Annotated in this window: 20 protein-coding genes and 1 pseudogene; 9 read left to right on the forward strand and 12 right to left on the reverse strand. The window is 74.4% G+C overall.

The features are described 5' to 3' along the window. The first annotated feature begins 158 nt into the window (after nucleotides 1-158). Nucleotides 159-989, forward strand: coding sequence for an SAM-dependent methyltransferase (locus F7P10_RS15320; protein WP_151009963.1), 831 nt, complete (start codon nucleotides 159-161; stop codon nucleotides 987-989). A 10-nt stretch (nucleotides 990-999) separates the two neighbouring features. Here F7P10_RS15320 and F7P10_RS15325 read toward each other — a convergent pair whose 3' ends face one another. Further along, nucleotides 1,000-1,209: a response regulator transcription factor gene (locus tag F7P10_RS15325; RefSeq protein WP_254716613.1), complete on the reverse strand. Its 210-nt coding sequence runs from the start codon at nucleotides 1,207-1,209 to the stop codon at nucleotides 1,000-1,002. 212 nt (nucleotides 1,210-1,421) lie between these two features. On the opposite strand from F7P10_RS15325, the gene F7P10_RS15330 reads away from it, so the two are divergent. Together F7P10_RS15330 and F7P10_RS15335 are read left to right on the forward strand one after the other, a co-directional pair. Next, nucleotides 1,422-2,258, forward strand: coding sequence for an alpha/beta fold hydrolase (locus tag F7P10_RS15330; RefSeq protein WP_151009965.1), 837 nt, complete (start codon nucleotides 1,422-1,424; stop codon nucleotides 2,256-2,258). Continuing rightward, entirely contained in the window at nucleotides 2,251-2,823 is a 573-nt protein-coding gene (locus F7P10_RS15335; protein ID WP_151009966.1) for a TetR/AcrR family transcriptional regulator, read from the forward strand. The genes F7P10_RS15330 and F7P10_RS15335 overlap by 8 nt, the downstream gene beginning before the upstream one ends. Here F7P10_RS15335 and F7P10_RS15340 read toward each other — a convergent pair. Continuing rightward, nucleotides 2,813-3,478: a hypothetical protein gene (locus F7P10_RS15340; protein WP_151009967.1), complete on the reverse strand. Its 666-nt coding sequence runs from the start codon at nucleotides 3,476-3,478 to the stop codon at nucleotides 2,813-2,815. The genes F7P10_RS15335 and F7P10_RS15340 overlap by 11 nt on opposite strands. Nucleotides 3,479-3,818: 340 nt before the next feature. Here F7P10_RS15340 and F7P10_RS15345 point away from each other — a divergent pair, with 340 nt between their 5' ends. The 3 genes from F7P10_RS15345 (at nucleotide 3,819) to F7P10_RS42340 (ending at nucleotide 6,652) form a co-directional block, all read left to right on the forward strand. Next, nucleotides 3,819-4,682 (forward strand): peptidoglycan-binding protein, encoded by an 864-nt coding sequence (locus F7P10_RS15345; protein WP_151009968.1) that lies wholly within the window; start codon nucleotides 3,819-3,821, stop codon nucleotides 4,680-4,682. 103 nt (nucleotides 4,683-4,785) lie between these two features. Then, on the forward strand, nucleotides 4,786-5,673 hold the full coding sequence (locus F7P10_RS15350) for a peptidase inhibitor family I36 protein (protein ID WP_151009969.1): 888 nt from the start codon (nucleotides 4,786-4,788) through the stop codon (nucleotides 5,671-5,673). 34 nt (nucleotides 5,674-5,707) lie between these two features. After that, nucleotides 5,708-6,652: a SpoIID/LytB domain-containing protein gene (locus F7P10_RS42340; RefSeq protein WP_176611480.1), complete on the forward strand. Its 945-nt coding sequence runs from the start codon at nucleotides 5,708-5,710 to the stop codon at nucleotides 6,650-6,652. A 39-nt stretch (nucleotides 6,653-6,691) separates the two neighbouring features. Here F7P10_RS42340 and F7P10_RS15360 read toward each other — a convergent pair whose 3' ends face one another. Continuing rightward, entirely contained in the window at nucleotides 6,692-7,792 is a 1,101-nt protein-coding gene (locus F7P10_RS15360) for an NBR1-Ig-like domain-containing protein (RefSeq protein ID WP_151009970.1), read from the reverse strand. A gap of 336 nt (nucleotides 7,793-8,128) precedes the next feature. Between F7P10_RS15360 and F7P10_RS15365 the strand changes: the two genes are divergently transcribed. Further along, the gene (locus F7P10_RS15365; RefSeq protein ID WP_254716614.1) at nucleotides 8,129-9,352 is read left to right on the forward strand and encodes an alpha/beta hydrolase; all 1,224 of its coding nucleotides are present in this window, start codon (nucleotides 8,129-8,131) and stop codon (nucleotides 9,350-9,352) included. A gap of 56 nt (nucleotides 9,353-9,408) precedes the next feature. On the opposite strand, the gene F7P10_RS15370 is transcribed toward F7P10_RS15365, so the two are convergent. Genes F7P10_RS15370 through F7P10_RS15380 form a run of 3 tightly spaced genes read right to left on the reverse strand, consistent with a single transcriptional unit; the run spans nucleotide 9,409 to nucleotide 16,363 of the window. After that, nucleotides 9,409-10,722, reverse strand: a complete 1,314-nt coding sequence (locus tag F7P10_RS15370; RefSeq protein WP_151009971.1) for a protein kinase — start codon at nucleotides 10,720-10,722, stop codon at nucleotides 9,409-9,411. Beyond that, entirely contained in the window at nucleotides 10,722-13,076 is a 2,355-nt protein-coding gene (locus F7P10_RS15375; protein ID WP_176611481.1) for an ATP-dependent Clp protease ATP-binding subunit, read from the reverse strand. The genes F7P10_RS15370 and F7P10_RS15375 overlap by 1 nt, the downstream gene beginning before the upstream one ends. Continuing rightward, complete coding sequence (locus tag F7P10_RS15380) at nucleotides 13,076-16,363, reverse strand: WD40 repeat domain-containing serine/threonine protein kinase (RefSeq protein ID WP_151009972.1); 3,288 nt, start codon at nucleotides 16,361-16,363, stop codon at nucleotides 13,076-13,078. Before F7P10_RS15380 ends, F7P10_RS15375 begins: the two co-directional genes overlap by 1 nt. Nucleotides 16,364-16,592: 229 nt before the next feature. Here F7P10_RS15380 and F7P10_RS45095 point away from each other — a divergent pair, with 229 nt between their 5' ends. Then, complete coding sequence (locus F7P10_RS45095) at nucleotides 16,593-18,401, forward strand: protein kinase (RefSeq protein ID WP_302851469.1); 1,809 nt, start codon at nucleotides 16,593-16,595, stop codon at nucleotides 18,399-18,401. Between the two features lie 16 nt (nucleotides 18,402-18,417). Here F7P10_RS45095 and F7P10_RS15390 read toward each other — a convergent pair whose 3' ends face one another. The 5 genes and pseudogenes from F7P10_RS15390 to F7P10_RS15405 form a co-directional block, all read right to left on the reverse strand. Beyond that, nucleotides 18,418-19,413: a DUF389 domain-containing protein gene (locus F7P10_RS15390; RefSeq protein ID WP_151009973.1), complete on the reverse strand. Its 996-nt coding sequence runs from the start codon at nucleotides 19,411-19,413 to the stop codon at nucleotides 18,418-18,420. Between the two features lie 4 nt (nucleotides 19,414-19,417). Next, the gene (locus F7P10_RS15395; RefSeq protein WP_151009974.1) at nucleotides 19,418-21,226 is read right to left on the reverse strand and encodes an alkyl/aryl-sulfatase; all 1,809 of its coding nucleotides are present in this window, start codon (nucleotides 21,224-21,226) and stop codon (nucleotides 19,418-19,420) included. A 432-nt stretch (nucleotides 21,227-21,658) separates the two neighbouring features. Then, the gene (locus F7P10_RS42345) at nucleotides 21,659-21,826 is read right to left on the reverse strand and encodes a hypothetical protein (protein ID WP_176611482.1); all 168 of its coding nucleotides are present in this window, start codon (nucleotides 21,824-21,826) and stop codon (nucleotides 21,659-21,661) included. A gap of 131 nt (nucleotides 21,827-21,957) precedes the next feature. Then, nucleotides 21,958-22,841, reverse strand: a pseudogene (locus F7P10_RS15400) (aldo/keto reductase). A gap of 42 nt (nucleotides 22,842-22,883) precedes the next feature. Further along, entirely contained in the window at nucleotides 22,884-23,906 is a 1,023-nt protein-coding gene (locus F7P10_RS15405) for an alcohol dehydrogenase catalytic domain-containing protein (RefSeq protein ID WP_151009975.1), read from the reverse strand. Nucleotides 23,907-24,007: 101 nt separating this feature from the next. Here F7P10_RS15405 and F7P10_RS15410 point away from each other — a divergent pair, with 101 nt between their 5' ends. After that, complete coding sequence (locus F7P10_RS15410) at nucleotides 24,008-24,892, forward strand: helix-turn-helix domain-containing protein (RefSeq protein ID WP_151009976.1); 885 nt, start codon at nucleotides 24,008-24,010, stop codon at nucleotides 24,890-24,892. Here F7P10_RS15410 and F7P10_RS15415 read toward each other — a convergent pair. Further along, nucleotides 24,787-25,248: a hypothetical protein gene (locus F7P10_RS15415; protein ID WP_151009977.1), complete on the reverse strand. Its 462-nt coding sequence runs from the start codon at nucleotides 25,246-25,248 to the stop codon at nucleotides 24,787-24,789. The genes F7P10_RS15410 and F7P10_RS15415 overlap by 106 nt on opposite strands. Between the last annotated feature and the right edge of the window lie 80 nt (nucleotides 25,249-25,328).

Below are 25,328 nucleotides of genomic sequence, written 5' to 3' on the forward strand. Positions count from 1 at the left end.
GCCATCGACGCCGAAACCAGCGCCGATCACCTAAAGCACCTTTGATTCGGAGATCTCGCGGGCACCCCGAGATTCGCTCCTCATCGCCCGATCGCGCGCGGAGGCATGCGCCGTTGCTTCATAATTCGTGGATCACAAGTTGCGGCGATTGAGGCGAAATGAGCAATAACGAGCAAATCCCGCCAGGGGTGGACCCCACCGTCCCCAGCCCGGCCCGCATCTACGACTACATCCTCGGCGGCACGGCGAACTACGAGGCCGATCGCGAGGTCGCCGAGGGGCTCCGCAAGGCCATGCCCGAGATGGTCGACACGGCGTGGGCCAACCGCGGGTTCCTGCAGCGTTCGGTGCGGTGGCTGGCCGAGCACGGCGTCCGGCAGTTCATCGACGTGGGCGCCGGTCTGCCGACGGGGAACAACACGCACGACGCGGTGCAGGCGGTGGCGCCGGACGCGCGCATCCTGTACGCGGACAACGACCCGCTCGTCGAGATCCACGCGACGGCCCTGCTCGACGGGGTGCCGGGCACCGCGGCCATCACCGCGGACTTCCGCGACCCGGACGGCCTGCTCGGGCACGCGAAGACCCGCTCGCTGATCGACTTCACGCGGCCGGTGGCGCTGCTGCTGGTGACCGTGCCCCACTTCGTGCCGGACGAGGACGACCCGTGGGGGCTCGTCCGCCGGTACATGGACCGGCTGGTGCCGGGCAGCTACCTGGTCCTGTCGTCGGTGACCACCGACCGGCAGATGGACGAGAAGGTCGACGACATCAGGGGCCTCTTCACCAGGTCGTCGGCGGGCGGCGTCCACCCCCGGCCGCGCGCGGAACTCGAGCGCTTCTTCACCGGCCTGGAGATCGTCCCGCCGTACGAAGGGGCGCCCGCCGAGCTGTGCTACTTCGGGGAGTGGGGCGCCGAGGACCCCGAAGCCGCGGACTCCGACGGCTCGCGCTGGGGTTACTGCGCCGTGGCGCGCAAGCCCGGGTAAGGGCCCTCCGCTACGTCCGGCCGAGGAACCGGACGACCGCGAGCACCCGGCGGTTGACGTCGGCGGCGGGCGGCATGTCGAGCTTGGTGAAGATCGCGTTGATGTGCTTGGCGACCGCGCGCTCGCTGACCACGAGCGTCTCGGCGATGCCCGCGTTGGATCGTCCCTGCGCCATCAGGGCCAGGACCTGACGTTCGCGGTCGGTGAGCCGGTCCAGCACCTCTGCTCCGTCCGGTCGTGCGATCGGCCGTCGACGCCCGTCCGCCCGCGGGCGCTACGGGTCGGCGCGGACGCCGTCGCCGTGTGGGCCTTCGTCCACGTGGGCCACCGACCGGCACGGCCGCGCCCGCCGGTCGGTCGGTCGAGTGAGACTTGACAACCTTGGGTAATGGCATTAGCTTTTAGCTAACGCTCTTAGCCAAGGAGGCCGGCATGACCGAGTTCCTCGCCGTGGACGGCGGCACGATCGCTTACGAGGTCACGGGGTCGGGTCCGCTGATCGTGCTCGCGCACGGGATGGGCGACAGCCGGGACGCCTACCGCGCGGTGGTCCCCCGGCTCGTGGCGGCGGGCCACCGGGTGGCCGCGGTCGACCTGCGCGGGTGCGGCGAGTCCAGCGTCGCGTGGACGGCCTGGAGCCGCACCGACATCGCGGGCGACCTGCTCGCCGTGATCCGGCACCTGGGCGGCCCGGCGGTGCTCGTCGGCCACTCGATCTCCGGCGGCGCCGCGACCATCGCCGCGGCGCGCGACCCCGAGCTGGTCCGCGCGGTCGTCGAGCTGGCGCCGTTCACCCGCAAGCAGTCCGTCCGCCTCGGCGACCTGCGGGTGAAGCGGTTCCGGCGGGGCATGTCGCGCCTCCTCGGCGCGGGCATGCTCGGCAGCCTGCGGCTCTGGCTCTCCTACCTCGACGTGGCCTACCCCGGCGTGCGGCCGGCCGACTGGACGGAGCGGAGGGGACGCATCGAGGCGCTGATGCGCGAGCCGGGCCGGATGAAGGCCCTGCAGGCCATGGGCCGCAGCGCCCCGGTGGACGCGGGCGCGCGGCTCGGCGACGTCCGCTCCCCGGTGCTGGTCGTGATGGGCGCGCTCGACCCCGACTGGGCCGACCCGCGCGCCGAGGGGCAGGCGATCGTGGACGCGCTGCCGTCCGGCCTCGGCCGGCTCGCGATGATCGAGGGCGCCGGGCACTACCCGCACGACCAGTTCCCCGAAGAGGTGGCCTCGCTGGTGCTCGGCTTCATCGGTTCGGACGCCGCCGGTGCCTAGGGCCGGACTGGACCCGGCGGCCGTCGTCGCGGCCGGCGCCGCCCTCGCGGACGAGGTCGGCATCGCCGGGCTGACGATGAGCCGGCTGGCCGAACGGGTGGGCGTGCGGACACCGTCCCTGTACAAGCACGTCGGCGGCCAGGACGACCTCAACCGGCGCATCGCGGCCCTGGCACTGGGCCAGGCGGCGGACGCGGTCGGGGGCGCGGTCCAGGGGTACGCGGGCCGCGACGCCCTGGCGGCGGCGGCCCGCGCCTTCCGCGCGTTCGTCCTGGAGCATCCGGGACGGTACGCCGCGACGATCGGCATGGAACCGTCCGGCCCGGACGATCCGATGGCGGACGCGGGCCGGCGGCTGCTCGCCGCGTTCACGGCCGTCCTGCGCGGCTACGAGATCGCCGAGGGCGACGTGGACCACGCGCTGCGCATGCTCCGCAGCCTCTGCCACGGCTTCGCGACATTGCAGGCGGGCGGCGGCTTCCGGTGGGGCACCGACGTCGACGAGAGCTTCGAGTGGCTGATCGCCTTCGCCGACCGGGGCCTGCGCACCGGCTTCAGCGCTTAGGCGGCTTGTCCCCGGGCCAGGGGCCGGGGACGTCGGGGAAGCACGCGAGCAGGGCTTCGCACTGCGCCACCGCGGTGCCCTGCAGCCGGATCCAAGAGGTGTCGGCGAAGCCGAGCGCGAAATCCGTCGGGCCGTGACGGCGGGCGGCCGGGACGTGGTGACGCTCCACCCACCACGGCACGAGGGCGGGCCCGAGCTTGCGGCCCACCCCGCTGCGGATGCGGACCAGCATCAGGTGCCGGTCCGTCACCGCCAGGATGTGCTCGCACCCGCTCGTGACCGGGTTGAACTCGATGAGCAGCCGTCCCGCGACGGTGTCGGGCCCGCCGTACAGCCCCTTGCCCGTCCGGGGGTCGTCCGGTTCCCACTCTCCCGAGACGAACGCCGTGATCTCGAACGCGGCGCCGACCATCTTCCGGGGCGCCGTCCTGCCGCCGAACCCGTCCTGGACGCGCCGCCGGCGCGGCACCTTCGGGCATTCGGAGTGCGGCCGGACGGCCGCGTGGGCATCGAGCCGCGCACCGGGGTCCATCACCTGCGCGAGGAACGGCCGGACCTCGTCGTCGCTCAGTGACAGGAAGACCCCGCGCCGCCGCGCCTGCCGCGCGACGCCCTTGGCCGTCTTCCCGGCGATGTCACGGAATTCCCCTGCCACCGGGCACCCTCCCTTTTCCAGGAAAGATCATGCCCGGAACGGTCGACCGGGACAATCCCGATCCGCGATATCCGGGGCGGGAGACGTCCCCGTTCGCGGACGGCCGGAGGCCCCGCGGCGGACGGTCATGCCCGCGTCCATCGCGGCGCCCGACGGGAACCCGCCCGTCAGACGCCCTGTTCGGCTGTTCGGAGAAGCCCGGCGAACAAGCTGACAACACGGATCTTCTTGTGGACGCGGGAGCGATTGGTGACGGTGGATTCCGCCGGCGGGTTTCCGCCCCTCGGTTCCCGCCACCCGCTCCCTTCACAGTCACCGGCTCCCACCACCAGAGGATTCGATGAAGCTGCCCGCATTCGCCGCCACCGCCCTCGCGGTGACCGCCCTCCTCGCCATTCCCACCGCGGCTTCCGGGGCGCCGTCCGCACGGGCGGCCGGCGCCCCGGCGGGCGGTGCCCGTGCCGTCCCGAAAGTGAACATGGAGGCCACCGTCAAGGCGGCCCAGATCGATCCCCGGCGTGCCGACGACACGCTGACGCCGGGTGCGAAGGCCAGTGTGCTCCTCGTCGAGCGGGCGCTGCGCGACCGGAACCTGCTCGACGCGCGATGGGTCGACGGCTACTTCGGCACCTCGACGATCGCCGCCTACGCGAAGTACCAGAGGTCGCTCGGCTACACCGGACTGGACGCCAACGGGCTGCCGGGCAAGACGTCGCTCACCAAGCTCGGAACCGGGCGGTTCAAGGTCACCCGTGCCATCGGGCCGGGCGAGCGGGTGTCCACCCGCGGCGTCGTCCTCAACACCCGGACGCGCGACATGCTCGCCGAGGCGGAGCGGCTGCTCGACCGCCGGCTCGTCCTGGAGCAGGGGTCGTACAACCCCGGCGGCGACCCGACGTCCGCGGGCACCCACGACGGCGGGGGCGCCGTGGACATCTCGGTGCGCGGCATGAACGCCGCCGCGCGGACCGCCGTGGCCCGCGAGCTGCGCCGCGTCGGCTTCGCGGCGTGGGTGCGCAGCCCGGCGCAGGGCGACTGGCCGTGGCACGTCCATGCCGTCGCGATCAGCGACACCGACCTCTCCAGCCCGGCACAGCACCAGGTCGGTGACTACTACCTCGGCCTGAACGGGCTCGCGAACCGCGGCCCGGACGACGGCCCGAAGGTGACCATCCGCACCTGGGAGGAGTACCGGCGCCGCTGACCCGCCCGTCCCCCGAACCGACCCGTCCCCCGAACCGACCGTCCATCCCCGGATTCCAGGCCCGGCCTCCCGGCCCGGCTTTCGCGAACAGAAGGAGAACGGCATGAGCACGCGCAACAGGATCCTCACCGCGACGACCGCCGCGATCGCGCTCGGCGGCGCGGCGGCCGTCCTCGCGGCGCCCGCCTCGGCGGCGGCCCGCAACGGCGTCTGCGAGAACGGCGAGTTCTGCTACTACTACAACAGCGGCAACAAGGGATCGGTCTCGGACTTCACGGGGTCGGTCGCCAACTACGGCACCGAGCAGCCCTCCTGCTACGAGTACAAGGGACCGGGCAACGGCAAGGGCGAGTGCATCAAGAACGACGCCGCCTCCGCCTGGAACCGCAGCAACAAGACCGTCCGCGTCTACTACAACAGCAACTACGGCGGCAGGTACCAGGACTTCAAGCCCGGCGCCAAGGGCAACCTGAACGCCAGCATGAAGAACCAGAACGCCTCGCACCAGTTCTCGCCGTCATCGCGGACGAACATGTCGACCGGGCTGTACAAGGCGAGCGGCGGACGGCTCACCGCCGGCTTCGACGGCTACGAGAGCACGCCCGGACGGCACGAGGGCATCGACTTCGCGCGCGGCGTCGGCTCGGACGTCCACGCGCTGGTGAGCGGCAAGGTCATCTACATCGCGCGCGGGAGCACCGGCAGCGGCGGCCTGTCCACGGTCTCCGTCTACAACGCCTCGCTGAACAAGACGGTGATCTACCTGCACACGTCGCCGCGCTCGTCGCTGAACGTGGGCGAGGCGATCAGCCGCGGCGAGAAGATCGCCGACGAGTCGTGGCGCGGGGTGTCGTCCAGCTCCGCCGCGCACACCCACGTCGAGATGCGGCCCGGACGGCGGACGCACGCGGCCAAGAGCGTCGGCGACCCCGTCCTCGACAACCCGAACCCGACCTCGTTCTGGCACGCCCGCGGCTACAACATCCGATAGCCGCCGCGGACACGATCAGGAGAGGAAGGCACCCGTGTCGACACGAACCGTACGGCTGCTCGCGCGGCTCGTCGCGGTGGCCGTCGCGGCGGTGGTGGGCGGGGCGGTCATCGTCCCGGCGCCTCCCGCCGCCGCGGCCGCCCGCAACGGCGTCTGCGAGGACGGCGAGTTCTGCTACTACTTCAACAGCGGCAACAAGGGGTCGCTGTCGGACTTCACCGGCTCGGTCGGCGACTACGGCACCGAGCAGCCGTCCTGCTACGAGTACAAGGGACCGGGCAACGGCAAGGGCAAGTGCATCAAGAACGACGCAGCCTCCGCCTGGAACCGCAGCAACAAGACCGTCCGCGTCTACTACAACAGCAACTACGGCGGCACCTACCAGGACTTCAAGCCCGGCGCCAAAGGCAACCTGAACTCCACCCTGAAGAACCAGAACGCCTCGCACCGGTTCCTGAGCTCCACACCGCCCACCGGGTGCAAGACCGACGGCACCCACACGAAACTGCCCACGACGATCCTGGTGTACCGGGTCTCCCTGAACCGCGTGGACCGGGTCCCGTTCAAGAGCTACGTCAAGAACGTCCTGCCCAACGAGTGGGTGCCGAGCTGGCCGCGGGAGTCCCTGCGGGCCGGGGCGATGGCCGTCAAGAGCTTCGGCTGGTACTGGGCGCTGCACTCGACGCGCAAGACGCCGGGCGGCGAGTGCTTCGACGTCTACGACAACACCAACAGCCAGGTGTACAAGCCCGGCTCGGCCAGGTCGTCGACGAGCGCCGCGGTCGACGCGACGTGGGGCACCCGGATGACCCGCGGCGGAAAGATCATGCAGGCCCACTACTGCGCGACGGAGACGGCGTGCGGCGCGTGGGTCGACGGGGACTGGATGTCGCAGTACGGCTCCCGTGACAAGGCCAACGCGGGCTGGAGCCACTCCAGGATCCTGCAGGCCTACTACAGCGGGATCGCGCTCTCCTGATCCGGCTCCCGAACCGGCGGACCGCCGGACCTTCGTTGCCTAGTTCCCCGCCGTGGCGTCCACGGCGGGGAACCGCGGTCCCTCGACGATGATCTGGAAGAAGACCGGGCGGCTTCCGGGGAACGCGATCCGTCCGGACGCGTCCACCATCTTGAAGCGCACGTAGCACAGGCCCGGTTCGCGCGGCGTGGTGATCTCGGTGCCGATGTCGACCATCTTTCCCGGCGGCGTGTCGTCGATCGGCACGTCGGAGATGGTCTGGCACTGGTCGGCGCGCTGGGGCAGGTCGATGCGGCGCAGCGAGTACCCCTCCCACGGCACGGTCCCGGCGTTCTTGAACCGCCACACCTTCGTCATGGTCTCCCCGGCGCCGACGCGCGTGCAGTCGGGCAGCGTGATGTCGGCGATGAACGCGGCGGCGTCGCCCTTGTGGACGGGCGGGGCCGGGGCCGGGTTGGACGCGCGCACGGGGCAGTCGGCCGGGGACAGCGCGGCCTTCGACACCCCGCCGGACGGCCGCGGGCCGTCGCCGTCCGGGCCGGAGGCGCGATCGCCGGTGATCGCGACGAGCACCACCGTCCCCGTGCCGACGGCCGCCGTCGCCAGCGCGGCCACGGCGGCGCGGGTCGGCCGGAACCGCCCGCGGCCTCCCGGCACGGTGAGGGACGGCCGGGCGCCGCCGCCCGCGATCTCGTCGGCGGGCGGTGCCGCCGGCGCGGGCACGGTCGCCGAGGCCGCTTCGACGTCCGTCCCGGGCCCCCGCGCCCCGGCGGCGACGGGGACGGCGCCGTCCCCGGCCGGGCCCGCCGCGGCGGCCGTCGGAGCGGACGCGCCGGAGTCCGCCGGCCCGCCGGACGGAGCGGCGGCGCTCCCGGCGCCCGTCGATCTGATCGCCCGGTTCGCGCTCTCCCAGCTCTCGCGGTACGCGGCCGGGTCCGCGCCGCACGCCTTGACGAACTCGGCGGTGGTGCCCCAGCTCGGGAGCCGGTTGCCCTTCGTGGCCTCGTGCAGCGTCGTGTGCGAAATCGCCCCCGACCGGCCCGACATCTCCCGGAAAGGCGGATTTCCGACCGAGTCGCGCAGTTCTCTCAGAGCCGCCGCGAAATCGGCGATCGCCGCCTGTGCACGCCTGTCGTCCACCGGGTGAAGCTAACAGCGCCCGCCACGGCGCTCAAGCCCGAACCGGTATCGGCCGGGGCGGGCACGCGTCATCACGGTTTCGCCCGCGTGAAGGATCGGTGGACGCAAAGCGCCGGCACTCCCCGAACGATCAGGACGATCAAGGAATGCGCAGGTGGCGGGCATACGGATGGGCGCTGATCGGCGCCGACCATTCATCGCCGGTTCCCGGCGCGGAAAATCGCGCCTTTCTCCGGGACAGGAGAGGCCCCCGACCGAAGTCGGGGGTCGCCCCCACTTCGGTCGAGGTGACGGCGGCCTCGCGGCGGATGCGCCGCGCACCGTCCCGTCGCCATCGTGGAGGCCAGGCGAGCGAGGACGACGAGCGAGGGCGACGAGGAGGACACGGTGCCCTACGGCTACCTGATCAGTACGGTGCTCATGGCGTGCGTCACGGCGATCGCGCTGGCCCCGATGCACCGGCCACCGGTGCCGGCCGGTCTCAGCTTCCGGCTCGGCATGGTCCCGAACGAGGTGCCGTTCCTGGCGTTCGCCCTGCTGCTGGCGTCGACGCTGCTCGCCGCCGGGCAGGGGGACCTGGCCTCGCCCGGCGGCCTGGCCGTGCTCGCGCTCGCGCTGGTGACCGGCGCGGGCCTGGCGCTCGTCGCCCGGCGGCAGTCGGCGGCCGGTCCCGTGCTGGAGCGCGCCCTGCGCGACGGCCTGGGCACCGGATGGCGAACGGCGCTGGACCCCGGCCTGGCTGCCGGGCTCCGCCACCGCCTCCCCTACGCCCGGATCCCGCTCGGCGTGCACGTCCGGCGCCGGGACGTCGAACGGATCTCCGACCTCTCCTACGGCGACGCGGGGCGCCGCCACCGCCTGGACGTCTACCGCCACCGCTCCGCCCCGAAGGGCGGGCCCACCCTGGTCTACCTGCACGGCGGCGGCTACTTCAGCGGCCGGAAGAACCGCGAGGCGCGGCCGCTGCTCTACCGGCTGGCGAGCCAGGGGTGGGTCTGCGTCAGCGCGAACTACCGCCTCCGCCCGCACGCCGGTTTCCTCGACCACCTGACCGACGCGAAGAAAGTCATCGCCTGGACGCGCGAGCACGGCCACGAGTACGGCGCCGACACCGGCACGCTGTTCATGTCGGGCAGCTCGGCGGGAGCCCACCTCACCTCGCATTGCGCGCTCACCCAGAACGACCCCGCCTACCAGCCGGGCTTCGAGGGCGCCGACACGTCCATCACCGCCGCCGTGTGCCTGTACGGCTACTTCGGCGACTACTACGGGCACGCCGAGGGCTCCGGTTCGTCGCCGCTCGCGCACGTCCGTCCCGACGCGCCCCCGTTCCTCATCGTGCACGGCGACGCCGACACCTACGTCCCCGTGCAGGGCGCGCGGGACTTCGCCGGCGCGCTGCGCGACGCCTCGGACGCCCCGGTCGTGTACGCGGAGCTGCCCGGCGCGCAGCACGCCTTCGACCTGTTCCACTCGCTGCGGTTCGACCGGGTCGTGGACGCCGTCGAGGCCTTCGCCGCCTGGGTCAGGTCCCGGCCGGGTACCGGCGGGCCCGCCTGAGCGGCCCGCCCTGAGCGGCCCGGCGGCCGCGCCGGCGGCCGCGCCGGCGGGGCGGGCTACCCGGCGTGCGGCTCCAGGGCGCGGCGGAGTTCGCGCGCGGTCGGGAAGCCGATCCGCGGACGCTCGGTGAGGGCGTGGTCGACGACCTCGGCCAGGCCGGGCGGCAGGGCGGGCTCCCGCTCGCGGATCGGCACCGGGTCGGTCTGCAGGATGTGCAGCCACGGGTCGGCGCCGGCCGGGAAGCGGCGCGGCGGGCGGCCGGTCAGCATCGCGTACAGGGACGCCGCGGCGGCCCACACGTCGAGTTCCGGGGACGCCTCCTTGAAGTTCACCACCTGGCGGCGCGGGACGAAGTACGGCTTGCCCGCCGTCGTGCCGGTGCGGGTCAGCCCGCTCAGGCCGTGCGCGTCGAACGCCTTCGCCAGGCCGAAGTCGCACACCTTGGCGTCCCCGCCGGAGAGCAGGATGTTGGACGGGCTGAGGTCCCGGTGCACGACGCCCCGCCCGTGCGCGTACTCCAAGGCGTCCAGTACTTGCAGGACGATCGGGACCGCCTCGCGCGCCGGCATCTTCCCGCGCCGGTCGACGCCGCCGCCGGGACAGTACTCGAGCGTGAAGTAGAACGCGCCGTCCGCGAACCCGGCGTCGTACAGCTCGGTGATGTGCCGATGGCGCAGCGACCGGGTCAGCTCGACCTCGGTGAGGAAGCGGCGGCGGGCGGTGTCGTCCGCGGCGGCCCTCGGCAGCATCAGCTTCAGCGCCACCTCCGCGCCGGTCGCGTCGCGGGCGAGGTGCACCACGCCCATGCCGCCGCGGCCCAGCTCGCGCAGCAGCGTCAGACCCGCGATCGACGCCGGCTCGCGGTCCCCGCTGCCCGCCAGCTCCAGCAGCAGCTCCAGCATCGCGGACGGTTCCGCGCGGCAGTCCGGGCAGACCCGGTCACCGGCGCCGGCGGGCACGTCGGCGCCGCACCGGACGCACCGGTTCAGGACCCTGGTCGGCTCCCCCCGGACGCCGACCCGCAGCGTGTAGCCGCCGATCTCGATCTCGTCGCCGTCGGCGAGGTCGTGCTCGGGGAAGTCGAGCCGCGCGCCCTCCTCGGGCGTCTGGTCCCTGTCCCGCTGACCGATCTTGACGCCGTTGACGCGGGTGCCGTTGAGGCTGCCGAAGTCGCGGATCCGCGCCTGCGGCGGGTTGACGTCGAGCAGGCAGTGGTGCCGCGACACCAGCCCGTCGCCGCCCAGCCGGGGATCGCAGTCGGAGGCGCGGCCGAGGACGCGGGTGGTGCGCTCGCCGAACACGTACTCGGACGGCCCGGACGGCTCGCCGGGCCCGCCCGCGACCACGGTCAGGCGCACGCTCGCCGCCATCAGGACACCTCCGCGCCGCGCAGCACCAGCTCGCCGTCCGCGGCGTCGACCCGGACCGGCTCGCCCTCCCGGAACAGCCCGGCGAGCAGCGCGCCGCCGAGCGGCCGGACGATCTCGCGCTCGATCGCCCGCTCGATCGTCCGGACGCCCGACGGGCTGTCCAGGCCCAGGAACACCAGCAGCTGCCGCGCGGCGTCCGTCAGCTCCACGGCCGCGCCCCTGGACCGCACCCGGTCGATCAGCTTGTCCACGATGCGGCCCAGCGCGGCGGCGTCCAGCGGGCGGAACGTGATCACGCCGCTGAGCCGGCCGACCAGCTCCGGCCGGAGCCGCGCCACCGGGTCGGCGAGGTTGCTGGTCAGGAAGATGAGCGTCTCGGTGAAGTCGACGCGGCGGCCGCGGGCGTCGGTCAGCCGTCCCTCGTCGCAGATCTGCAGGAGGATGTCGAGGACCCTTTCGTGCGCCTTCTCGATCTCGTCGAACAGGACGACGCTGTGCGGGTGCTCGCGCAGCGGCCCGGTGAGCTGCCCCTCGCGGTCGTGCCCGACATAGCCGGGCGGGGCGCCCAGCAGCCGGTTGACGGTGTAGCGGTCCTGGTACTCGGACATGTCGACGGCGACGAGCCGCCGCTCGTCGCCGAACAGGAACTCCGCCGCCGCCTTGGCCAGCTCGGTCTTGCCGGTGCCGGTCGGCCCGGCGAGGAGGAACACCCCGATCGGCCGGCGCGGGTCGCCGAGCCCGGCCCGCGCGGCGCGCACCGCCTCGGCGACCTCGCGGACCGCCGCGTCCTGCCCGATCACCCGCCGCCCGAGGTGCGACTCCATCCGCAGCAGCCGCCCCGCCTCCCCGGACGCCGCGGGCTCGATCGGGGCCCGCGCCCGCTCGGCGGCCCGCGCCGCGACGTCCTCGACCCGGACGAGCGCCGGCCCGCCCGGCACGTCCGGGCCGAGCGTGCGGATCCGGACGGCCGCGCAGGCCCCGTCGACCAGGTCGATCGCCTTGTCCGGCAGCCGCAGGTGCGGCAGGTGCCGGACGGACAGGTCGACCGCCGCCCGCGCCACGCCGTCCTCGATGCGCACCCCGTGGTGCTCGGCGAACCCGGCGAGCAGGCCCCGCAGGATCGCCACCGCTTCCTCGGGGCTCGGCTCCTCGATCCAGATCACCTCGAACCTGCGCCGCAGCGCGGAGTCCGGCTCGATGTGGCGGGCGTACTCCTCCGGGGTGGTCGCGCCGACGCAGCGCACCCGGCCGCGGGCGAGCGCGGGCTTGAGGATGTCGGCCGCGTCGCCGGGCCCGCTGCGGCCCGCCCCCAGGACGGTGTGCAGCTCGTCGATGAACAGGATCACCTCCGGCGACGCCTCCGCCTCCTTCAGCACCCTTTCGAGCCGCCGCTCGAAGTCGCCCCGGTGGCCCGCGCCCGCGAGCAGCGCGGACATGGAGATCTCCACGACGCGCGCCCCGGCCAGGTCGGGCGGCGCGCCGGGCGCCGCGAGGCGCGCGGCGAGCGCCTCCACGATCCCGGTCTTGCCGACCCCGGCGGGCCCGACCAGGACGGCGTTCGGCTTGCGCTGCCGCACCAGCACCCGCGCGAGGCTCCGCAGCTCCGCGCGCCGCCCGACCAGCTCGTGCGGCCGCCCCTCGCGCGCCTGCCGCGTCAGGTCCCGGCCGTACTTGTCGAGGTACGGCGTCGCGACCCTCTCCCCCCGCGCACCGGGCCCCCGCTCCCGGTCCCGCCCCCGACCCTGATCCGGCGCGGGCCCCGCATCCCCGTCCCCGTCGGCTGCGGGGCTAGCCGAAGGCCGACCCCCCTTCGCTGCGGTCGCTCCCTTCGGGGCGGCTCGCTTCGGTCCGGGTTGCTCTGGTGGGGCGGGGCGGCCGGTCGGGAAGAGGGCGGTGCGCGGGTCGGGGATGCGGAAGGGGGTCGTGAAGACCTGGCGGCAGCACTCCGGGAGGTCGGTGAGGATCTCGTAGAGCAGTTCGTCCGCGCCGATGGCCCGGCCGCCGGAGTGCGTCCGGCCCCGCTCCATCGCCGCCGCGACGAGGGGATCGACGGGTGGTGCGGCGGGGCGCGGCGGCCGGGGCCCGGCCACGCGCGCGTGCGCGTCGCGCAGGGTCCTGCGCAGGCCGTCCGCGGACAGCCCGGCGGCCGCGAACGCGGCCTGCAGGACGCGGGCCACGCCGGACAGCTCGTCCCGCTGCCTCCGGTCGAACCTGCTGATCAGCGGCGCGTCGACCCTCGCCAGCTTGGTCGCCCCCATCAGGACGTGGCCGGGTTCGACCGAGGGCGCGCCGCCGAGCTTCGCCTCCTGCGCCGCCAGCCCCATCGTCACGGACACGCTGATCCCGTCGCGCATCAGGCACCCGCCCGCTCTGGTGCGGCGAGGTCCCAGTCGAGCGCCCAGAACCGGACGATGTCGTCGGCGCCCCACGCGAAGACCTCGTCGCCGCCGGGCAGGACGTCCGCGCGCCAGAGCCGGTCGCGATCCTTCTCCAGGACGCGGAGGCATGCACCGGTGCCGGCGTCCCAGACGCGCACGGTGCCGTCCTCGCCGGACGAGATCGCGAACCGTCCGTCCGGGAAGAACCGCGCGCCGGTCGGCTCGTGCTCGCCCGCCGCCGCCGGGTCGAACCGTCCGACCGGCTCTCCCGTCGCCGCGTCCCGGACCGCCAACTCGTTCCCGAAGCCGCCGCAGCACAGCAACGACCGGCCGTCGGAACTGACGGAGACGGTGCGGGCGTCGCTCGCGACCTCCCACAGCGGGCGCCCGCCGTTCAGGTCCCAGGCGCCGAGCCGCCCGTCGAACCGCGCGGCGAAGGCCGTACCGCGATGGCAGCACAGGTCACGGACGGTCGAGCCGTCCACGGGCACCGACCGCACGAGCCGTCCCTCGTCCAGGTCCCACAGTCCGATGCCGTCCGGGCCGCCGGTGACGGCCCTCGCGCCGGCGAACGCGATCGTCTCCGCGTCGGCGGGGAGCGTCCGCAGGCACTCCAGGGTCGCGGCGTCCCACAGCCGTACCGCGCCGTCCCCGCCCGCCGACAGGAGCCTGCCGCCGTCGCTCGCCGCCAGCGCGCGGACGACCGCCGGGTGGCGGTCGTCGCGGCCGTGCGCCCGGACCCTGCGCGGCGCGGCCGTCCCCGCGGCGTCGACGATCGCGATGTGCCCGTCGGTGCCGCCGAGGGCCAGCGCCCCCGACCGTCCCACCGGCACCAGCGAGCGGCCCCACTCCAGGGGGAACTCCCGCACCTGCCAGGCGCCGCGCAGCCCCGTGCGGACGGCGGACGTGCCCGCGCGGCGCCAGGCGCCGACGACGGACGGGTCGCGCTCGTGGCCCGGCACGGCCCGCGCCAGGCCCAGCAGCCGCAGCGCCTCCGCGGCGCGGCCGCCGGCCAGCGCGCGGTCGGCGCCCGCCACCAGCTCCCGCACCCGGTCCTCGGCCCGGCCCAGCTCGGCCGCCGGGCGCGGGCGGCTGACGCGGAGCGCGGCCCGGTGGCCGCGCGGCAGCCGCCACGTCCGCACCGTGTCGTCCTTGCCGATGGACAGCGCGGAGCCGTCCGCCGGGCGCGGCAGGACGGCGGGCACGGTGTCGCCGTGGCCCCGGAACGTCCGCAGGCACCGGCCGGCGCGGACGTCCCAGAACCGGACGGTCCCGTCCTCGCCGCCGGACAGCAGGCGGCGCCCGTCGGCGCTCAGCGAGAGCGCGGTGACCTTGTCCCGGTGCCCGCGCAGGGTCACCGGGCTCCGGCCGCCGGTCAGGTCGTGGACCCGGATCGCGCCCCGCATGTCGGCTTCGACCAGCAGGTTCCCGTCGGCGCTGAGGCACGTGGCGGCGAGCAGGGACGTGTCCACGGTGCGGCCCGGCGCGGGCGCGTCGCCGGACAGGTCGACGATCTGGAGCCGGAGATCGAGCTCGATCACCATCCGGTCGGCGGCGGCCGCCGCGCTCACCCCGCCGCCGCTCCACCCGGTGGCGAGCGTGCCGTGGCGCCCGGTCCGCAGGTCCCAGTAGACGTAGGTGCCGCCGCATCCCCAGACGGCCCAGCGGCCGTCCGCGCTGAGCGCGGCGGCGGCCCCGCGCAGGGCCCGCTTCCCCGGCACCTCGGGGTCCTGCGGGCGCGGGACGTCGAAGACGTGCAGGCAGCGCGCCCCGTCGAGGTCCCAGACGCGCACCGTGCCGTCCTCGGACGCGGAGATCGCGCGGCGCCCGTCCGGTGTCGCATCGACCGCCACGACGTACCCGGTGTGGCCGTGCAGGCTCCCGATCAGCCGCGCCCCGTCGGGGTCCCACACCTGGACGAGACCGTCCGGGCCGCCGGAGACGGCCCGGACGGTACCCCCTCCGGAGCCGCTCAGGGCGATCGGGACCCGGACCGCGAACAGCATCGCCGCCACGCTCCCGTCGCCCCGCGACCACGGCAGCGGGCGCGCGTCGCCCCCGCCGTCCGGTTCGTCCCCCCGCTCCAGGTGGATCCGCGCGATCAGCTCGCGCACCTCCGGCGCATCCGCGCCGTCCGTCCGGATGCCCTCCAGCCGGGCGAGGATGTCCTCGTCGGTCGCCGCGCCGCCGCGCCATGCCAGCAGCGCGGAGTTGTACGCGGCGGCGGGGTGCTGCGGGTCGACGGCCAGCGCCTGCCGCAGCGCCCCGGCGGCCGCGTCGTCCTGTCCCAGGTCGAGCAGCGAGAGCGCGCGGTTGTTCAGCTCGCCGGCACGCAGGTCCACCTCCCGCGGAGCCGGACGGGACCCGCCGGTGAGCCGCCCCCGGATCCCGGCGAGCGCGTCCGCGACGTCGCCGATCGAGCGCGGGCGTCCGGCCGGGTCCGTCCAAAGGCACCGGGCGAGCAGGTCGGCGACCTCGGCGGGCAGGTCGGGCAGGCCCGGCCCGGGCCGGTGCGCGGCCAGCGCCTCGCCCGCGGCCGGGCCGACCAGCCAGGTCACGCCGCCGGTGAACATCTCCAGGACCGCCACCGCGAAGGCGAACACGTCGCTGCGCCGCCCGACCGGCCGTCCGGCCGCCTGCTCGGGCGAGGCGTAGGCGGGGGTCATCCCGCCGGTGGTCAGCAGGACGCTCGTCTCCGCGGTGGCGCCGCGGTCCCGCGCGGCGCCCGCCGTGCCGGCCGGCGGCGCGGTGAACGCCCGGGCCAGACCGAAGTCGGTCAGCTTGACCGTCCCGTCGCCGTCGAGCAGCACGTTGGCCGGTTTCACGTCCTGGTGCACGAGGCCGCTCCGGTGCGCGTGCTCCAGGCCCCACGCGGTCTGGACGGCGACGTCCAGGATCCGGTCCAGCGCGCCCTCCCCGGCGTACAGGCCCCGGTCCGCGATCCGGGCGGCCAGGCTGCCGCCGGGCAGGTACTCGGCGAAGACCAGCGGCAGGCCGTCGACCGTCCGCACGTAGTGGCACGTGCAGACGTTGGGATGCAGCCCGAGCCCCACCCACAGCCGGGCCTCGTCGATGAACCGTTTCTCGCCCGCGCCACCGTCCAGGAGTTCCGGCCTGGCGGACTTCATCGCCAGGTCGACGCCCCAGTCCAGGTGCCGGACGCGGTGGACCGTGCCCATGCCGCCCCGGCCGAGCAGGCCCTCCACCCGGTAGCGCCCGTCGATGACATCGCCCGTCCGCCAGTGCGGCCCGTCAGCCCTCATGGCTCCCTTCCCGGTCGGTCGGTCCGGCCTCTCAAATAGACGCCGATGTCCGGCGAGTTGTTCGCGCCGGGACGGGACGGAGCGCAGACGTCATCGTGCCGCCACCCGGCGTTCACCGGGCCCCGGGTCGCCGCCGCGACCGGCCTTGGAAGAACGCGCCGCGTCTGGCACAGTGAGCGCGATCAAGGCTCGCGAGCGCCGCCGGGTGGCCACCGTGGAGGAGACTTCGATGCCGCAGGCCGCTTCCCTCCAGCCGGGCGACCCGCCGCGACTGGGCGACTACGCGCTGGCCGGACGGCTGGGCGAGGGCGGGCAGGGCGTCGTCTACCTCGGGCACGGCCCGGACGGCGAGCCGGTGGCGATCAAGCTGCTGCGGGGGCGGCTCGACCCCGCCGGCAAGGCGCACGCCCGGTTCGCGCGCGAGGTGGCGATCGCCGGGCGCGTGGCGCCGTTCTGCACCGCGCGGGTGATCACCGCCGACCTGGACGGCTCGGCCCCGTACGTCGTCAGCGAGTACGTCGAGGGCCCGTCGCTGCACGAGAGCGTCCGCGACACCGGCCCGCTCGCCGGGGCCGCGCTCGACCGGCTCGCGGTCGTGACGGCCACCGCGCTCGCCGCCATCCACGAGGCGGGCATCGTGCACCGGGACTTCAAGCCCGGCAACGTGCTGCTGGCCCCGGACGGCCCCCGCGTGATCGACTTCGGCATCGCCCGCGTGCTCGACGCCACCTCCACCCTCACCAGCCAGGTCATCGGCACGCCGGCGTTCATGTCGCCGGAGCAGATCAACGACGAGCCGGTCGGCCCCGCGAGCGACATGTTCGCCTGGGCCGGGACGATCGTCTACGCCGCCACCGGAGCCGCGCCGTTCAAGGGCGACACCTTCGGGGCGATCATGAACCGCGTCCTGAACCACGAGCCGGACCTCGGCGCGCTGGGCGAGCCGCTGCGCGGCGTGGTCGCCGACGCGCTGAGCAAGGACCCCGCGCGGCGCCCCACGCCACGAGACGTCCTGGACCGCATGGTCAAGGCCGGCACCGCCACCCCGGCCCCCGCAAAGCCGCCCCCGCCCCCACCGCCCGATCCGTCCGCGCCTCCCGCGCCCACGCTTGGGACGCCCGCCGCGCCGCCCGAACCGGCCGCGCCCACGCTTCGGGCCACCACCGCACCCACGCATCCGACGCGCGCCGCACCGGCCGGAACGCCCGCGCCTCCCGCGCCCACGCTTCGGGGCCGGTCCGCGCCGACTGAACCGTCCGATTCCTCAGCACTACCCGCTCCCACGCTTCGCGCGCCCGCCGCACCGACCGGAACGGCCGCACCCACTGTGCCGCCCGAAACAGCGCCCGCCGGGGAGACCGGAACGCCCGCGCCTCCCGTGCCAGCGCTTCGGGCGCCTGCGGCACCGGGCGCGCCGACCGGTCCGGCGGGCCAGGGTGGCGCGGCCGGGTTCCCGCCGTCCCGGCCCGCCGCGCCGGTGGCGCCACGGCGGCCGGGGCTGGAACTGGCCGCGCCCGCGCTGGGCGCGCTCGTCGGCCTCTACCTGCTCACCGTGACGCTGGGCCCGCGCGTGATGGACTCGGTCGTGATGGACCTGGGCCTGAGCAGAGCCATGGGCTGGACCACGATGGTGATCGGCTACCTCGTGGCGGCGGCGCTGACCGCGCCGGTCGGGGCGCTGCTCGGCCGGCGGTTCCCGAATGCGGTGGCGGGGGCGTCCCTGGGGCTGATGCTCGTGGGCACGGCACTGAGCGCCTTCGCGGCTCCCTGGGTCGGGCGGATCGCCTCGGGCCTGGGCGCGGGCGCGCTCATCGCGGGCGCGCTGGTGCTCGTCCTGGGCAACGGACGCCCGCGAGGGCAGGCGCTCGGACCGGCGGCCGGGGCCGCCGTCCTCGGGCCCGTGCTCGGGACGACGCTGACGACGGTGCTCGGGTGGCGGTGGGCGTTCCTAATCGCCGTGCCGCCGGTGCTCGTCGCGCTGCTCCTCGCCGCCGTCGGCGGCATCGTCGCGCTCGGCTCCCGGTCCCCGTCCCGCTGACCGGCCGCGCCCCGGCTCAGGACCCGACGTTCCCGGCGTCGATCGTCCGGCCGCGCGTCGTCTCCACGACCACCGGCGAGCCGTCGGGGACGACGCCGTCCAGGCGGGCCAGCAGGTCCGCGACCGGTGGCAGGCCGCCGGGTGTGTGGACGGAGACGTGGAAGGTCCTGGACTCGGTCCGGACGCCGGTGACGGCGGCGCCCGGCTCGGCGGCGAGCCACTCGTCGGCGACCTGCTCCACCCGGTTCTCCCAGGCGGCGACCAGGTAGTTCGCCGCCGTGCTGAGGGCCAGCGGGACGACGACGAGCAGGCCGAGCCCGCCGAGCGCGAGGCGGGCGCGGGTCCGGGTGCGGGCGGCCGGTGCGGCCGCGCGGTAGCCGAGGGCGGCGAAGATGAACGTCCCGGCCAGGACGAGGCACAGGACGTTGGACAGGAACAGCACCAGCGCGCCGAGCGCGAGGCCGGGCGCGCCGTCGCCGAGGCAGACGCCCGCCACGACGAGCGGCGGGACGAGCGAGACGGCGATGGCGACGCCGGGCAGGACAGCGGCGACGTCCCGGCGGGCGAGGGCGACGGCACCGGCCAGGCCCGTCGCCATGGCGGCGATGAGGTCGGCCAGGCCGGGCGAGGTGCGGCCGGAGATCTGGCCGTTGGACAGCAGGTCGTAGGAGCGCGGCACCGCCAGGGACGCCAGCAGCCCGACGGCGACGACCGCGGCCGCGCCGCCGAGGACGTACCGTCCCGCGCCCGTCCGGGTCTGCCGCACGAGGCCGAGCGCGAGGCCCATGATGGGCGTCGACAGCGGGGCGATGACCATGGCGCCGATGACCGTGGCGGTCGAGTCGGCCAGCACCCCGGCGGCGGCGATCACCGCGGACAGGATCAGCATGGTCCAGAACGCCGAGACCTTCGCCGTGCCGTCCCCGGCTCGCAGCTCGAGGTCGGCGGCGAGTTCCGCGCGCGTGCGCCGCTGCGCCGCGGGGACCAGCCGGTCCCGTACCCGCGCCGGCATCCCGTCAGGGAGTGACGATGTCGAAGTCGCGATCGGCGTCGTCGAGCAGGCCGATCAGCGTGGCGAACGCCCCGCGGTCGCCGGCGGTCTGGACGCCGTCCAGGCTCTGCGCGGCGACCGTCCGGAGCAGCTGCGGCTTCGTCAGGGTGACGGTGAGGTCGGCGAGCGTGCCGTCGTGCGCGTGGGACTGGGTGAGGACGCCGTTGGCGAGGCCGAGCCTGACCTCCTCCTTCAGGTCGGTGAGGTTCCAGTCGATGGTGAGGCGGGCGTCCCGGGCGCGGGGGCCGTCGACGCGGATGGCGAGGGAGTCGAAGATCTGCTCGACGCTCAGCGCCGTCATGACGTCCGGGGACGCGCTGTCGAGCGTGCCGGCGGGCTTGCGGCCGCGGAGTTCGGCCGCGCCCTGCAGGTAGAAGTTCCGCCAGGTGCCGTTCTCGCTGCCCCGGCCGAGCGTGTCGTAGACCTCGGCGAGGAGTTCGCGGGCCTCGGTGTCGGACGGGTCGGCGAAGACGACGTAGTTGAGGACCTGCGCGGCCCACCGCGTCTCGCCCGCCTCGAAGGCGGCCCTGGCCTTGGGCAGGACGGTCCGGGCGCCGCCCATGAACTCGACGTGCTTCCTGGCCGACTCCTCCGGGGGCAGTTCCCACAGGTGGGCGGGGTTGCCGTCGAACCAGCCCATGTACCGCTGGTAGATGGCCTTGACGTTGTGGGAGACCGAACCGTAGTAGCCGCGGCAGTGCCACGCGCGTTCCAGCGCGGGCGGCAGCTCGATCCGCTCGGCGATCTCGGCGCCCGTGTACCCCTGGTTGAGCATCCGCAGCGTCTGGTCGTGCAGGTAGGCGTACAGGTCGCGCTGCTGGGTCAGGAACGTGGTCAGCTCGGCCGTCCCCCAGGTGGGCCAGTGGTGCGAGGCGAACAGCACGTCCGAGCCGGCGGCGAACAGCTCGATCGCCTCCGTCAGGTAGCGGGCCCAGACGCGCGGGTCGCGGACGAGCGCGCCGCGCAGCGTCAGCACGTTGTGCAGGTTGTGCACGGCGTTCTCGGCCATGCACAGCACCCGCCGGTCGGGGAGGGCGAAGTTCATCTCCGCCGGCGCCTCGGTTCCCGGCGTCAGCTGGAACACGATCCGGACGCCGTCGACGATCTCCTCCTGGCCGGTCTCGGTGATCGACAGGGTCGGCTCGATGAGCGAGATCGTGCCGGTGGAGGTCGTCGGGCCGAGACCGGCGCCGATCTGCCCGGTGGGGCTCTTCGGCAGCTCGGCGCCGTACATGTAGATCGACCGGCGGTTCATCGCGGTGCCCGCGTAGACGTTCTCCGCGACGGCGTGCTCGAGGAAACCGGCCGGGGCGATCACCGGGACGTCCGCGGCGTCCGGGAGCACCCCGCGGACGCCGCCGAAGTGGTCGGCGTGCGAGTGGGTGTAGACGACCGCGCTGACCGGGCGGTCGCCCCGGTGCTCCCGGTAGAGCGCCAGGGCGGCCGCCGCGCACTCGGTGGACAGCAGCGGGTCGACGACGATGACGCCCCGCCCGCCCTCGATGAACGAGACGTTCGACAGGTCGAAGCCGCGCACCTGGTACAGGCCGTCGGCCACCTGGTAGAGCCCGTGCATGGCCGCGAGCCGCGACTGCCGCCACAGGCTCGGGTTCGCCGTGTCCGGGCATTCCGCGTCGAGGAACGCGTAGGCGTCCAGGTCCCAGACGGTCCGCCCGGACGCGTCGGTGATCTCCGGCTGCGACGCCGTCCCGACGAACCCGCGGGCGGCGTTCGCGAAGTCGGTCCGGTCCTCGAACGGCGGGAGTGCGTCCACGGTCTCTCCTCGGGTGCGTACCGGCGCGGCACCCGGTCACTTCCCCGGACGGCCCGGCATAGCGCCAAAACCCGGCAATGGATCACGCCCCCGAAGCCCTACAGTGCCAGGATGACCTCCCCCTACGAGGGCCTGCCGGCCCACGCCGAACGGCATCTCGGGCCCGTGAGGCACGCGACGCCGATGGCGAGGCCGTCCTCCGGTTCGTCACGGTCGTGCCGATGACCGATCCCGAGTTCCTCGTCGTCCTCGACGAGGCGGACGGCCTGAACGCCCTCACGGAGGTGTGGCGGCTCAACGGCACCGACGTCCTCGACCTCTACCGGGAGTCGGCCGTCTGATCAGGCGCTCGCGCGCGTGCCCGCCTCGGTACCCGGACGCCGCCTCCGGGACGCGGTCCGCTCCGGCCGCGCGACCAGGCACGCACCACCGTCAGACCGGGTAGCGGGTGGCCTCGTCGAGCTTGGTGTTTCCCGGGTCCGCGACCACCTGAGGCTTGGGCGGAACCTCCTGAACCGTCACCAGGTCCTCCAAAGGGGTCCTCGAGGGCAGGAGCCGCCATCTGTTCTCCGGGCGCCCCTGTTCCTGGTCATCGCTCATACGAGCATCATGCCCCCATCACGCTTTGTGCGACAGAGCAAGAAGCCTTCCCGCGCGGCCCGCACTCCCGCCCGCGCCACGGGCGGGCCCGCCGGGCGGCAGGGCCGCCCGGCGGGACCGTCCGGGGCGGGTCAGGCCTCCGGGATGTCCATCCAGAACGTCTCGCGGGTGATCTCCTCCGGTGCCGGTCCGCCGCGGACGCCGGTGTCGAGCGCGTCGATCGCGGCGAGCTGCTCGCCGGTCAGCGCGAAGTCGAAGACGTCGAAGTTCTCCCTGATCCGGGACGGCGTGACCGACTTCGGGATCACCTGCCGGCCCTGCTGGAGGTGCCAGCGCAGCATCACCTGGGCCGGGGACCTGCCGTGCGCCCGCGCGATCTCGTTGATCACCGGGTCCTCGAGCGTCGAGCCCTTGCTGCCGTCCCGGTAGAAGGTGATGCCCCCGATGGGCGACCACGCCTGGTCGACGATGCCGCGTCCGGTGTCGAAGGCGAGCAGTTCGGACTGCCGGAAGTACGGGTGCACCTCGATCTGGTTCACCGCGGGCACGACGCCGGACTGGGCCATCAGGCGGGCGAGGTGGTCGGGCATGAAGTTGCTGACGCCGATCGCCCGCACCCGGCCGTCCTCGAGGAGCCGCTCCAGCGCCCGGTAGGCCCGATGGTGCGATCGAAGTCGCCGGGGACGGCCTGGTGCAGGATCAGCAGGTCGATCCGGTCGGTGCCGAGCTTGCCCGCGCTCTTGTCGAAGGCGTGCAGCGTCTCGTCGTAGCCGTAGTCGCTGATCCAGACCTTCGTCTCGACGAAGACGTCCGAGAGGTCCAGGCCGGACCGGCGGATCCCCTCCCCGACCTCCCGCTCGTTGCCGTAGGCGGCGGCGGTGTCGATGTGCCGGTAGCCGGTCGCCAGGGCCGTCTCGACGGCGGCGACGGTCTCGTCCGGCGGGGTCTGGAAGACACCGAAGCCGAGCACCGGCATCTCCACGCCGTTGTTCAGCGTCAGGTTGGGAACGCTCATGGCTCCCTCCTACCTCTGTGTGATCGGTGGAAACGGGGCCCGTCAGGGACGGACGAGCACCTTGAGCGCGCGGCGCTCGTCCATCGCCCGGTAGCCGTCCGGGACGCCGTCCAGGGAGACGGTCCGGTCGAACACGCGGCCCGGGTCGACGGTGCCGTCGAGGACGGCCGGCATCAGCGCCTCGATGTAGGCGCGGGCCGGTGCGGGCCCGCCGGTCAGCGTCACGTTCGGGCCGAAGAGGCTGCCGAAACCGACCGGCGCGTCCTCGTACTGCGGCACCCCGACCCGGCTGATCACGCCGCCGGGACGGACGGCGCCGAAAGCCTGCTCGTAGGCGGGCAGGAGGCCGACCGCCTCGATGACGACCGGGCTGCCGAGCCCGCCGGTCAGTTCGCGGACCCGCTCGATCCCCTCCTCGCCGCGCTCGGCGACCACGTCGGTGGCGCCGAATTCGCGGCCCAGGTCGGTGCGGTCCTTGTGCCGTCCCATCAGCACGATCCGCTCGGCGCCCAGGCGCTCGGCGGCGAGCACGGCGAGCAGCCCGACGGCCCCGTCGCCGATCACGGTGACGGTGTCGCCCGCGCCCACGCCGGCCCGGACGGCCGCGTGGTGGCCGGTGCCGTAGACGTCCGACAGGGTCAGCAGCGACGGCAGCAGCGGAGAATCCGCTCCGACCGGCGCCTTGACCAGGGTCGCGTCGGCGAACGGCACCCGCACCGCCTCGGCCTGGGCCCCGGCGAAGAAGCCGCCGTGCGGGCAGGACGTCTGGAGCCCCGTCTGGCAGAACTCGCAGGTGCCGTCGGAGTAGGCGAACGGCGCGATCACCAGGTCGCCGGGCGCCACGGCCGTCACCTCGGCGCCGGTCTCCTCGACCACGCCGATGAACTCGTGCCCCATCGGCTCGCCCCCCGCGCCGGCGGGCGCGGCGCGGTACGGGTGCAGGTCGCTGCCGCACACGCACGCCACGACCACGCGGACCAGGGCGTCCGCCGGACGTTCGATCTTCGCGTCGGGGACGTCGACGACGCGCACGTCGCCCGCCCCGTACATGTAGGTGGCTCGCATGGGCTCCAGTCAACCCGGCTCCCGCGGCACCTGAGAGAGCCTGTCGTTCGGGGTACCGGGAGAACCTCCCTCCACACGGGTCGGCCGCTTAACGTGGAGGCATGGGCATGTCCGACCACCGCGCCGAGGCCCGCGAGTTCCTCAGCTCCCGGCGGGCCCGCATCACCCCCGCGCAGGCGGGCCTTCCCGCGTACGGCGGGAACCGCCGCGTCAAGGGCCTGCGGCGGGAAGAGGTCGCGATGCTGGCCGGCGTGTCCGTCGACTACTACATCCGGATGGAGCGCGGGAACCTCGCGGGCGCCTCCGACGACGTCCTGGACGCCCTGGCGCGGGCGCTCCGGCTCGACGAGGCCGAGCGCGAGCACCTGTTCGCGCTCGCCCGCAGCGCGGGCCCGGGACGCCGCCGCCGGGCGGCACCGCCCACGACCGTGCGGCCCACCGTCCAGCACGTCCTCGACGCCATCGCCGACGCCCCCGCGTGGGTCCGCAACGGCCGCCACGACATCCTGGCGTTGAACCGTCTGGGCCGCGCCCTCTACGCGCCGGTCCTGGCGGACCCGCGCCGCCCGGCGAACACCACCCGGTTCATCTACCTCGACCCGGCGGCGCGCGACTTCTTCGTCGACTGGGAGCGCGTCGCCGACGACGCCGCGGCGATGCTCCGACTGGAGGCCGGACGGGCCCCGCACGATCAGGCGCTCATCGAGCTCGTCGGCGAGCTGTCGACCCGCAGCGAGATCTTCCGGCAGCGCTGGGCGTCGCACGACGTCCAGTTCCACCGCAGCGGCCGCAAGCGGCTGCGCCACCCCGTCGTCGGGCAGCTCGACCTCGACTTCGAGTCGATGGAGCTGCCGTCCGAGCCCGGGCTCGTCCTCAACGTCTACACCGCCCCGCCCGACTCCCCCACCGCGGACGGCCTCAAGATGCTCGCGAGCTGGGCCGCCGGCGAGGCGGAGGACCAGGCCCGGGCCCCCGGCAAGGCCTGATCCCCGCCCCCGTGCCCGGTCCTACGCCCGGCTTCCGGCCGGGCGGGCCAGCAGGAGCGCGGCCACGACGGCGCAGCCGGCGACCCCGAGCAGGCTGGCGGCGCCCAGTTCCCGCGAACGGCGTAGGACGACACCGAAGCGGTGAACACACCCGCGCTCATCGCCAGCGCGAAGCCCAGCGCGGGCGCCGCGTACCGGCCGGGCAGCGCCGCCGCGATGAGCAGCAGCGCGCACAGGATCAGGTCCGGCACCAGGAACAGGTTGTCGCCGCGCCAGGAGTCGTGCACGAACAGGAAGACGAACGTGGTCACGCTGATGAGCACCGCGAACGCGCGGCCGAAGCCGATGAAGGTCATGCCCCCATCACAGCGCCGGGGCCGGGCCCGGTCCATCGGCCGGGCGGCCCGACCCGGCGGCCACCCGGAGGAGGCCGTTC

It is taken from the genome of Actinomadura sp. WMMB 499 (genome assembly GCF_008824145.1).
Lineage (GTDB): Bacteria > Actinomycetota > Actinomycetes > Streptosporangiales > Streptosporangiaceae > Spirillospora.